A 9,687-nucleotide genomic window follows, 5' to 3' on the forward strand; every position below is an offset into this window, starting at 1 on the left:
ATGGATAACGACAATGCCTTTACGACGGTTCTCCCCAGGACTGAAAGCCCAGTTTGCCTTCGGCATGGTCTTTTTGTTCGTTCAGCCCGATGCCAGCGCTGCTGACATAAGTGCGCAGCAAATAGGTGGGGTGATTATTCCGCAGGCCTTCAGTCAGGCGCTCCAGGACGGCATGAGCGTCCCGCTTTATATTCATCTCGCCGGTAGCCAGGGTCGCCAGGACGATCAGCGAATCGGCAGCGCTTTTATCTGGTTGGATGATGGACAGCTACGCATCCGGAAAATACAGCTGGAAGAGAGTGAAGATAACGCCAGTGTCAGCGAACAAACTCGACAGCAGCTGATGACTCTGGCCAACGCCCCGTTCAATGAGGCCCTTACCATCCCCCTGACTGACAACGCGCAGTTGGATCTCAGCTTGCGCCAACTGCTGCTGCAGCTGGTGGTCAAGCGCGAAGCGCTGGGCACCGTACTACGCTCACGTAGCGAAGACATCGGGCAGTCCAGTGTTAACACCCTCAGCAGTAATCTGAGCTATAACTTCGGCGTCTATAACAACCAGTTGCGTAACGGCGGGAGCAACACATCCAGCTATCTGTCGCTGAATAACGTTACTGCACTGCGCGAACATCATGTGGTGCTCGACGGCTCGCTGTACGGGATCGGTAGCGGTCAACAGGACAGTGAATTATATAAAGCGATGTATGAACGCGATTTTGCCGGTCACCGATTTGCCGGTGGAATGCTCGACACCTGGAACTTGCAGTCCTTAGGGCCGATGACCGCCATTTCAGCAGGGAAGATTTACGGCCTTTCCTGGGGAAACCAGGCCAGCTCCACCATCTTCGACAGCAGCCAGTCAGCCACGCCAGTGATCGCCTTTTTACCGGCGGCGGGCGAAGTACATCTCACCCGTGATGGGCGGTTACTAAGCGTTCAGAACTTCACCATGGGCAATCATGAAGTGGATACCCGGGGTCTACCGTACGGTATTTACGATGTGGAAGTTGAGGTCATCGTTAACGGTCGCGTGATTAGCAAACGCACTCAACGGGTCAATAAGCTGTTTAGCCGGGGGCGCGGCGTCGGTGCACCACTGGCGTGGCAGATATGGGGCGGTAGCTTTCATATGGATCGCTGGTCGGAAAACGGGAAAAAGACGCGACCAGCTAAAGAGAGTTGGCTGGCAGGTGCCTCGACCTCCGGCTCACTGAGTACGCTTAGCTGGGCGGCAACGGGATATGGATACGATAATCAGGCGGTGGGTGAAACCCGTCTGACGCTGCCGCTTGGGGGGGCGATCAACGTTAACCTGCAAAACATGCTGGCCAGTGACAGCTCATGGAGCAACATCGCCAGCATCAGCGCCACTCTACCTGGAGGCTTCAGTTCGCTGTGGGTTAACCAGGAAAAAACCCGCATTGGCAATCAATTGCGACGTAGCGATGCCGACAACCGTGCAATCGGCGGCACACTCAACCTGAACTCACTGTGGTCGAAGCTGGGTACGTTCAGCATCAGCTACAATGATGACCGCCGCTACAACAGCCATTATTACACGGCAGATTACTATCAAAATGTCTACAGCGGTACCTTTGGTTCGCTTGGCCTGCGGGCCGGTATTCAGCGCTATAACAACGGCGACAGCAGCGCCAATACAGGGAAATATATCGCTCTCGATCTCTCGCTACCACTGGGCAACTGGTTTAGCGCAGGGATGACCCATCAAAACGGCTACACCATGGCAAACCTGTCAGCACGCAAACAGTTTGATGAAGGAACCATTCGCACTGTTGGTGCCAATCTGTCACGAGCCATCTCCGGCGATACCGGTGATGACAAAACTCTCAGTGGTGGGGCGTATGCACAGTTCGACGCTCGTTACGCCAGCGGAACGCTGAACGTCAATAGCGCGGCGGACGGCTACATCAATACTAATTTGACCGCCAACGGCAGCGTCGGCTGGCAGGGTAAAAACATTGCTGCCAGCGGGCGGACTGATGGCAACGCTGGGGTGATATTCAACACCGGGCTGGAGGACGACGGTCAGATCAGCGCCAAAATCAACGGACGGATTTTCCCGCTTAACGGCAAGCGTAACTATCTCCCGCTCTCTCCCTATGGAAGATATGAGGTGGAGTTACAGAACAGCAAAAACTCACTCGACAGTTACGATATCGTCAGCGGTCGCAAAAGTCATCTGACTCTCTATCCAGGCAATGTCGCTGTCATTGAGCCAGAGGTGAAGCAGATGGTTACCGTCTCCGGTCGTATCCGTGCGGAAGACGGCACACTGCTGGCTAACGCACGGATTAACAACCATATCGGCCGAACCCGAACCGATGAAAACGGCGAGTTTGTCATGGACGTGGATAAGAAATACCCCACTATCGATTTTCGCTACAGTGGCAATAAAACCTGCGAAGTGGCACTGGAACTCAATCAGGCGCGCGGTGCAGTCTGGGTCGGTGATGTGGTCTGCAGCGGCCTCTCATCGTGGGCGGCGGTGACGCAGACAGGAGAAGAGAATGAGAGTTAACCTACTGATAGCGATGATAATCTTTGCGCTAATCTGGCCTGCAACCGCGCTCAGAGCGGCAGTGAGCAAAACAACCTGGGCGGATGCTCCGGCACGCGAGTTTGTGTTTGTCGAAAACAACTCAGACGACAACTTTTTCGTCACTCCTGGCGGGGCGCTGGATCCGCGCCTGACCGGTGCCAACCGCTGGACCGGTTTAAAATACAATGGTTCAGGAACCATCTATCAGCAAAGCCTCGGCTACATTGATAACGGTTACAACACCGGCCTTTATACCAACTGGAAGTTTGATATGTGGCTGGAAAATTCACCAGTTTCATCTCCTTTAACTGGCTTGCGCTGCATCAACTGGTACGCTGGGTGTAATATGACCACCAGTCTTATCCTGCCGCAAACCACCGACGCCAGTGGATTTTATGGCGCGACGGTGACCAGCGGCGGCGCGAAGTGGATGCACGGCATGTTGTCAGACGCGTTTTACCAGTATCTGCAACAAATGCCCGTCGGCAGCAGCTTTACAATGATCATCAATGCCTGCCAGACCTCTGTGAACTATGATGCCAGCAGCGGCGCACGCTGTAAGGATCAGGCCTCCGGCAACTGGTATGTTCGCAACGTCACCCATACGAAAGCAGCAAATCTGCGGTTGATAAATACCCACTCGCTGGCGGAAGTATTTATCAACAGCGACGGAGTACCGACTCTGGGCGAAGGGAACGCCGACTGCCGGACGCAAACCATCGGCAGCCGTTCAGGATTAAGTTGTAAGATGGTTAACTATACCCTGCAAACAAACGGGCTCAGCAACACCTCAATCCATATCTTCCCGGCGATCGCCAACTCGTCGTTAGCCTCGGCCGTCGGGGCGTACGATATGCAGTTCAGTCTGAATGGCAGTTCATGGAAACCGGTGAGCAATACCGCCTATTACTACACCTTCAACGAGATGAAGAGCGCAGACTCGATCTATGTTTTCTTCTCGAGCAACTTCTTTAAGCAGATGGTGAACCTGGGGATCAGCGATATCAACACCAAAGATCTGTTCAACTTTCGCTTTCAGAACACCACATCACCGGAGTCTGGCTGGTATGAATTTTCTACCTCCAACACGCTGATTATCAAACCCCGTGATTTCAGCATCAGTATTATCTCCGATGAATATACTCAGACACCGTCGCGGGAGGGATATGTTGGCAGCGGCGAGTCGGCACTCGATTTCGGCTATATCGTAACCACCAGCGGTAAAACAGCTGCCGACGAAGTGCTGATCAAGGTGACCGGACCCGCGCAGGTGATTGGCGGGCGCTCCTATTGTGTCTTCAGCTCCGATGACGGTAAGGCGAAAGTACCGTTCCCGGCGACGCTTTCCTTTATTACCCGCAACGGAGCTACAAAAACCTACGATGCCGGGTGCGATGATAGCTGGCGGGATATGACCGATGCGCTGTGGTTGACCACACCGTGGACTGATATCTCTGGCGAAGTGGGGCAGATGGATAAGACCACAGTCAAATTTTCGATTCCAATGGATAACGCCATTTCGCTGCGTACGGTAGATGATAACGGCTGGTTTGGCGAAGTCAGCGCTTCAGGAGAGATTCATGTTCAGGCGACGTGGCGTAACATTAACTAAGGCCCTGCTGACAGTGGTCTGTATGCTGGCGGCACCTTTGACACAGGCGATTTCGGTCGGCAATCTGACATTTTCGCTGCCGTCCGAGACTGACTTTGTCAGCAAACGTGTAGTGAATAACAACAAAAGCGCGCGGATATACCGTATTGCCATCAGTGCTATCGATAGCCCGGGCAGCAGTGAATTGCGCACTCGACCGGTGGATGGTGAACTGCTTTTCGCCCCCCGCCAGCTGGCGTTGCAGGCTGGTGAGAGCGAGTATTTTAAATTTTACTATCATGGTCCACAGGATAACCGCGAGCGCTACTACCGGGTCTCATTTCGCGAGGTCCCCACTCGCAACCAGACAAGACGTAGCCCAACCGGCGGCGAGGTCAGCACAGAGCCGGTGGTGGTGATGGATACCATTCTGGTAGTACGACCACGTCAGGTTCAGTTTAAATGGTCCTTCGACCAGGTGACAGGAACGGTAAGTAACACCGGCAACACGTGGTTTAAGCTACTGATTAAACCAGGATGTGATTCGACCGAAGAGGAAGGCGATGCCTGGTATCTACGTCCGGGAGACGTGGTTCATCAGCCTGAGTTACGTCAGCCGGGGAATCACTATCTGGTCTATAACGACAAATTCATTAAGATTAGCGATTCCTGTCCGGCTAAGCCCCCTTCGGCGGACTAAGACTTATCCATCAGACGAGGGAAGAATTCCACCTCAGAGACTCAAAAATCGTTTAAATGATGTGGAAGCGATCGTCAATGTCACCTGTAACGATGAGCTTTCTCATATGCACACCACAGTGTTCAGGAGACACGGAAAGGTACCAGGCGGCCTGCTAACGAGTGGTTTCTTCACGAATTAGGACGTAAAATCGGTAACGGCTGGAAATCATTCAATACTCACACTATCGAAAGTACACCAGCCAACCGCGATACGTCCCTGCATACGACGTACCGCAGTTCTCTTTACGATTTATAGCTGTACTGGTGAATTATGAGCAATCTGAATCCATGCATGACGTGTGGTGCCTGTTGTGCATTTTTCCGCGTCTCTTTTTACTGGGCCGAAGCCGACGATGCTGGCGGTACCATTCCCGCCAGGCTCACTGAACAAATATCCCCTTTTCACCGATGCATGAGCGGTACCAATCAGAAAAACCCCCGATGTATTGCCCTTGCAGGAACACCGGGCAAAAATGCCTGCTGCACGATATATAAAAATCGATCTTCCACGTGCAGAGAATTCGCCATGTCTGGTGAGAACGGAGTCGTCAATGAGGCTTGCAATCGTGCAAGAGCTAAATACGGGCTGACACCGTTATAAATATGCAATAATTAATTGCACTGCCCCGCCAGCTATAATCGCGGGGCTTCGTTTTTCAGGGATAACAAAACCCGAAACTTCTTCCATCTGCCAGCAACAATGCCTCTTCCTCTATAGTGTTCTCCGGATCTACAGCATCCTGAAGTAGCGCGATGTACTCACTGGCTATCTGCTTCAGAAAGTAAAAAGCAATGTTTTTAACCTATAAAAATGGCGCTGCATTTGCGCCATTTTTATTATTCAATGCATTATCTGTTTGAGCCTAAAGGGATCTCAGGGTCTGGCTCATGAGTAATTCTGTTTCGTAAATCTCTGCGAATAATTTCAATGGACCAGAACCAGACTAAATGTCCAAAAATTTCAGAGACATTCTCATACCACGGGAGATCAAACAGAGGTGGCGTCAGTCCCATGAGAGGGAATGAAATCATATGAACAAAAAGTTGGGCTAAAGCACCTGCCAGTAAGCCCTGCCAAAGTTTAATTTTTGGAAATACTTCAGCGACCACACAATAACCGACAGCAAACACTATCGAAAAGATAATGTGCGTAACACCAACCCAGTTAAAGACATGCCCGGCAAAGGTATAAACAGCCGCATTGGGATCTGTCAGCCCTAGCCAGTCTCGAAGAAAAATATACGGAGGATTGAGAAAATTACGGGAGCAATCAATTTGCCCAGCAGCCCTGATTAATGATTCCGGGCCACACGCTGCATTAAACATATCCACCGGGCTACGTGGCGGCAATGGAACTTCTGCCCCCCACTTAACAAATGCGGAAACAACGCCAGCAATCAGCCCAATGAATGCAGCAAGACCATAACGTCTGCGGTTTGGTGGAGTTTGTTCAAATATATTCATATCTACCCTGTTTGTTTAATTATGTTGTACACCTCTTCAGGAGTATTCATAAAACAAGGCAAATGTAAAGAACTGTATTGTTTTGTATAACCACATGGTTACCTAATCGCCAATTAATATAAGCTCCATTATTTCTCCATATTTTTATGTTAGAAGTGACAAGGAGAAATGTAATGTTTCTCTCAGAGAATATAAATCATTCCTTTTGCCCACCTTAATGGTGGGCTTTTTTATGCAAAACCTGAACGTCCTGCGGTATTCCCCTGGCATTATGACTTTCGCGTTTAACCAACAGCCAAACCAGCAAACACGCCACCACAGGCACAGCAAAATCCATCAGGCTTGCCACACCCCATGCGTGCGGCTCAAAGCTGCCCCGCCATGGCATATTAATCCGCTTGCCATTTTCGAACAGCTGATTGGTTTAGTCCGGTGTTTTCCTGCTTGCACTTAAAAATGAGCGGATGGGAAACTCTCGAAATGGTTCGTCGACATGCTCACCTTTCAGTCAGGCATTTCACCGCGCACGCGAGCAAAATCAAAGGCACAAGAGGAGAACGTAGTTTACTTAAATGTGAGATAACTTATTGATTTAAATGGTGCCGATAAGAGGAACATAACACACCGCATATTCTCTTTGATAAATATATATATTTTCTTGTTTCATCTTTATAAATGCCCCCTTTTGTGCCCCCACCTTGTTTTTCATGCGACTCGATGAGACTTTCATCGAGTCGTTAATCTCATCAAATTCTTCACGTATCGTGGAAACCTTCGCAGATCTCCATCCCCTCACAGCCGTGATCGGCTAAGAACAATATTACTTACCTCCCTGTAAGAACACCGGCTCATCAGCCCGCACGCTTTCCTAGCTTGAAGAATGTCTGTCGTAGTCAAATATGGTGCTTGTACCTGAGAGGTAAATCCATTGCGATCGATACGAACTAACTCATATTTCTCTACAAGAAAGTTAACGGCATTAGCCAGAGTGATACCGGCATCGATATGCTCCTTTATAACTGTTTCATCGCTAAAAGGTGTGTCGCTTAACATTAGGCCATAGTGCTGCTCAAGTAGACGAGTAAGTAACATTTGCCAGACAGACACGGGCGACAGACAGGGCTTCGCCGCCTGCGGAGTCGTTGCAGGTAGAGTTTTCATGTTTGCTCTCGGGAAATTAGTTAGCGTTGAGTGGAGTAGACGACGATGTATACGTAGCCGCAACTGCCAAGGGTATCGGCTTCGCAGGTGAAACCATCGTGGTACAGGGTGACGCAGTGGGCGTGGCGAGGATTCATTTCACCAGTGGTAAGCATCGATTCCATCTGGCTGATAAAGTGCGGGAATGTTTCATCCAGCTTCCGGTATTCGGCGTCACTGAATTTACCGGTGATACTGGCCCGGTCAGCCAAATAATGCAGTTGGTTGCCCTCCTGCACCAGACGTGCTCCCAGGCGCGGTGTGATATCCCGCTGCAGGCCCCATGTGATGTTACTCATTGATAAACCTCTTTTATTGTCAATTCAGGGTAATACTCATCAGGCAGGCATACGGTCCGCTGCGGTCCTGGCGGCGTTCGGCGTATACCACCAGCACGCCGGGAATGTCAGGAACAGCCAGACCGGTGTAATGACAGACACTGCCATGCCACTGGTATCTGCCGGTGCAGTATCGAAAAATGCGGGAGGCCGGATGCTGACGGTAAATCGTCATCGCCCGGCGTTTACTGATAATTCTCATGTCATACCTCAAAGCAGACCGTGTTCAGCGAACGACAATATCTGCGTACCACCGACGATAAGGTGGTCAGGCACACGGATATCAACGAGCTGAAGCGCCTGCACCAGACGCTGCGTGATGGTCTTATCTGCCTTGCTGGGCGAGGTGTCTCCGGAGGGATGGTTATGCGCCAGTATCACTGCTGCCGCATTGAAGTACAGGGCGCGTTTGACCACCTCACGGGGATGTACCTCGGTACTGCTAATAGAACCGGCAAACAGGGTTTCGTGGGCAATCAACTGGTTCTGCTGGTTCAGATACAGCACCATAAACTCTTCGCGCTCCAGTCCCGCCATTTTCAGTTTCAGCCAGTCGCGGGCAGCCTGAGTGGAGGTGAATGCCACGCCTGTTTCGCGCAGGTGTCGGTCAAGCAGCGTTAAGGCGCGTTTTACCGTGCGTTGTGCGGTTAGTGGTAATGCCGGAGCCAGTGGGATAAGTGACTGTTCCATCAAAAGTATCCTTAATCAATAATGCGCAGAATGGCGCTGGATTCTGGGTGCTGCAGAGAGTAATCCCGCAGCCGGTAATAGTGTTCAGTCATGGCATCGCATTCGGTGTGACAGGCGTGATGGCTGTATTCAATCAGGCAGACAGCAATACCTGCGGCTTCTGCGCTCATTTCCGCACCATTGCCGTTCATGCCGTTGAACAGATGCCATTTATCGCCCCCCTCAGCATCAGGGGCCATAAACGCACCGCCATTGCTGAGCGTGTAAAAGGACCAGAGACCACCGCTGTACTCATCACAGAAGCGATCCATCCAGGCGAAAATACGGGGTTCCAGCGTTATCCACTGCGTGATAGCACCAAAGTGCAGCGGCCAGAAATCGAGACGCTGCTCGTCAGGTACTGGTGTTGCAGTGAGGTCAAATTGAGGTTCATTAGCGGACATCAATTCGCATTGCGTTTGTGTCGTCATGGATATTCTCCGTCAATAAAAACGCCAGCGACGATGGCTGGCGTATGGGAAATAAAGGACATGCAGGGATGATGGATGGGTGTAATCAGGAGGAGGATGCTCTGAGGATGCCGTACTGTCGGATATAACGGTTATGTCCTTCACCTGCATCAGGTTCAAAGCACCAGGCCCGCCAGACCATTCAACCTTCAGAGTCTCGAACCACCAGGCGGAAGTGGCTGCGCTGGTCATCTTCAATAGCGATATTTTTATACCGTCTGGTAACCGCTTCAGCCTGCTGTCGGGTGAACGGTCCCGGTGGCAACATATGAGATTCAGACATTCGGTGTACCTTAAAAGCACAAGCCCCTGACGCAGACGCGTCAGGGGCTTTGGGAGTATGCAGGTGTCGGGTGATTGTCAGTAACCGGTTTGTACCTTATACAGCCGTAGGGTTTTACTGCCCCGGACAATTTTCACATACAGGGCATTATCTTTCGTGCCTCGCACAAAACCGGCCTGCACATCGCCCTTACAGTCACCACTGTAGTGGTCAAGTAATATTGGCCACGGTTTTACAGTAAAAACGGTATCTGTTCTCTGATTCTTCCGGCGTCAACCCACCGTTGTAATGGTGAGGCCTGACGCTATTGT

The 9,687-nt window shown here is 51.1% G+C and carries 10 protein-coding genes and 1 pseudogene; 4 read left to right on the forward strand and 7 right to left on the reverse strand.

All coding sequences use genetic code 11. The annotated features are described in order from the left end of the window. Positions 1-13: 13 nt before the first annotated feature. The 4 genes from ecpC (at position 14) to ACJHWR_RS20095 (ending at position 5,493) form a co-directional block, all read left to right on the forward strand. Positions 14-2,539, forward strand: coding sequence for a fimbrial usher EcpC (gene ecpC, locus ACJHWR_RS20080; RefSeq protein WP_001131112.1), 2,526 nt, complete (start codon positions 14-16; stop codon positions 2,537-2,539). Continuing rightward, positions 2,529-4,172, forward strand: a complete 1,644-nt coding sequence (gene ecpD / locus ACJHWR_RS20085) for a fimbrial adhesin EcpD (RefSeq protein WP_001265639.1) — start codon at positions 2,529-2,531, stop codon at positions 4,170-4,172. Before ecpC ends, ecpD begins: the two co-directional genes overlap by 11 nt. After that, positions 4,141-4,851, forward strand: coding sequence for a fimbrial chaperone EcpE (gene ecpE / locus ACJHWR_RS20090; protein WP_001361803.1), 711 nt, complete (start codon positions 4,141-4,143; stop codon positions 4,849-4,851). Before ecpD ends, ecpE begins: the two co-directional genes overlap by 32 nt. Before the next feature lie 312 nt (positions 4,852-5,163). Continuing rightward, positions 5,164-5,493: a YkgJ family cysteine cluster protein gene (locus ACJHWR_RS20095; RefSeq protein ID WP_001303809.1), complete on the forward strand. Its 330-nt coding sequence runs from the start codon at positions 5,164-5,166 to the stop codon at positions 5,491-5,493. 248 nt (positions 5,494-5,741) lie between these two features. Here the strand turns inward: ACJHWR_RS20095 and ACJHWR_RS20100 are convergent, their stop codons facing one another. The 7 genes and pseudogenes from ACJHWR_RS20100 to ACJHWR_RS20130 form a co-directional block, all read right to left on the reverse strand. Next, entirely contained in the window at positions 5,742-6,356 is a 615-nt protein-coding gene (locus ACJHWR_RS20100; RefSeq protein ID WP_001019920.1) for a YagU family protein, read from the reverse strand. A gap of 792 nt (positions 6,357-7,148) precedes the next feature. Then, on the reverse strand, positions 7,149-7,517 hold the full coding sequence (locus ACJHWR_RS20105) for a TA system toxin CbtA family protein (RefSeq protein ID WP_000854677.1): 369 nt from the start codon (positions 7,515-7,517) through the stop codon (positions 7,149-7,151). Between the two features lie 20 nt (positions 7,518-7,537). After that, a complete protein-coding gene (locus tag ACJHWR_RS20110; protein ID WP_000065824.1) occupies positions 7,538-7,855 on the reverse strand; it encodes a type IV toxin-antitoxin system YeeU family antitoxin in 318 nt (105 codons plus the stop codon). 19 nt (positions 7,856-7,874) lie between these two features. Continuing rightward, positions 7,875-8,096, reverse strand: coding sequence for a DUF987 domain-containing protein (locus ACJHWR_RS20115; RefSeq protein ID WP_001220307.1), 222 nt, complete (start codon positions 8,094-8,096; stop codon positions 7,875-7,877). Positions 8,097-8,104: 8 nt separating this feature from the next. After that, positions 8,105-8,584, reverse strand: coding sequence for a RadC family protein (locus ACJHWR_RS20120; RefSeq protein ID WP_000438147.1), 480 nt, complete (start codon positions 8,582-8,584; stop codon positions 8,105-8,107). An 11-nt stretch (positions 8,585-8,595) separates the two neighbouring features. Further along, positions 8,596-9,054 (reverse strand): antirestriction protein, encoded by a 459-nt coding sequence (locus ACJHWR_RS20125; RefSeq protein ID WP_000211834.1) that lies wholly within the window; start codon positions 9,052-9,054, stop codon positions 8,596-8,598. Between the two features lie 85 nt (positions 9,055-9,139). Beyond that, positions 9,140-9,376 (reverse strand): annotated as a pseudogene (locus ACJHWR_RS20130) (DUF905 domain-containing protein). Positions 9,377-9,687 lie beyond the last annotated feature (311 nt).

Origin of the sequence: Escherichia sp. WS568 (genome assembly GCF_046486085.1) — a bacterium.
Taxonomy (GTDB): Bacteria; Pseudomonadota; Gammaproteobacteria; order Enterobacterales; family Enterobacteriaceae; genus Escherichia; species Escherichia coli.

Excerpts from the sequence above, each read along its gene's own strand:
- ecpC (WP_001131112.1), top strand. The coding sequence starts at position 14 with ATGCCTTTACGACGGTTCTCCCCAGGACTGAAAGCCCAGTTTGCCTTC.
- ecpD (WP_001265639.1), top strand. The coding sequence starts at position 2,529 with ATGAGAGTTAACCTACTGATAGCGATGATAATCTTTGCGCTAATCTGG.
- ecpE (WP_001361803.1), top strand. The coding sequence starts at position 4,141 with ATGTTCAGGCGACGTGGCGTAACATTAACTAAGGCCCTGCTGACAGTG.
- ACJHWR_RS20095 (WP_001303809.1), top strand. The coding sequence starts at position 5,164 with ATGAGCAATCTGAATCCATGCATGACGTGTGGTGCCTGTTGTGCATTT.
- ACJHWR_RS20100 (WP_001019920.1), bottom strand. The coding sequence starts at position 6,356 with ATGAATATATTTGAACAAACTCCACCAAACCGCAGACGTTATGGTCTT.
- ACJHWR_RS20105 (WP_000854677.1), bottom strand. The coding sequence starts at position 7,517 with ATGAAAACTCTACCTGCAACGACTCCGCAGGCGGCGAAGCCCTGTCTG.
- ACJHWR_RS20110 (WP_000065824.1), bottom strand. The coding sequence starts at position 7,855 with ATGAGTAACATCACATGGGGCCTGCAGCGGGATATCACACCGCGCCTG.
- ACJHWR_RS20115 (WP_001220307.1), bottom strand. The coding sequence starts at position 8,096 with ATGAGAATTATCAGTAAACGCCGGGCGATGACGATTTACCGTCAGCAT.
- ACJHWR_RS20120 (WP_000438147.1), bottom strand. The coding sequence starts at position 8,584 with ATGGAACAGTCACTTATCCCACTGGCTCCGGCATTACCACTAACCGCA.
- ACJHWR_RS20125 (WP_000211834.1), bottom strand. The coding sequence starts at position 9,054 with ATGACGACACAAACGCAATGCGAATTGATGTCCGCTAATGAACCTCAA.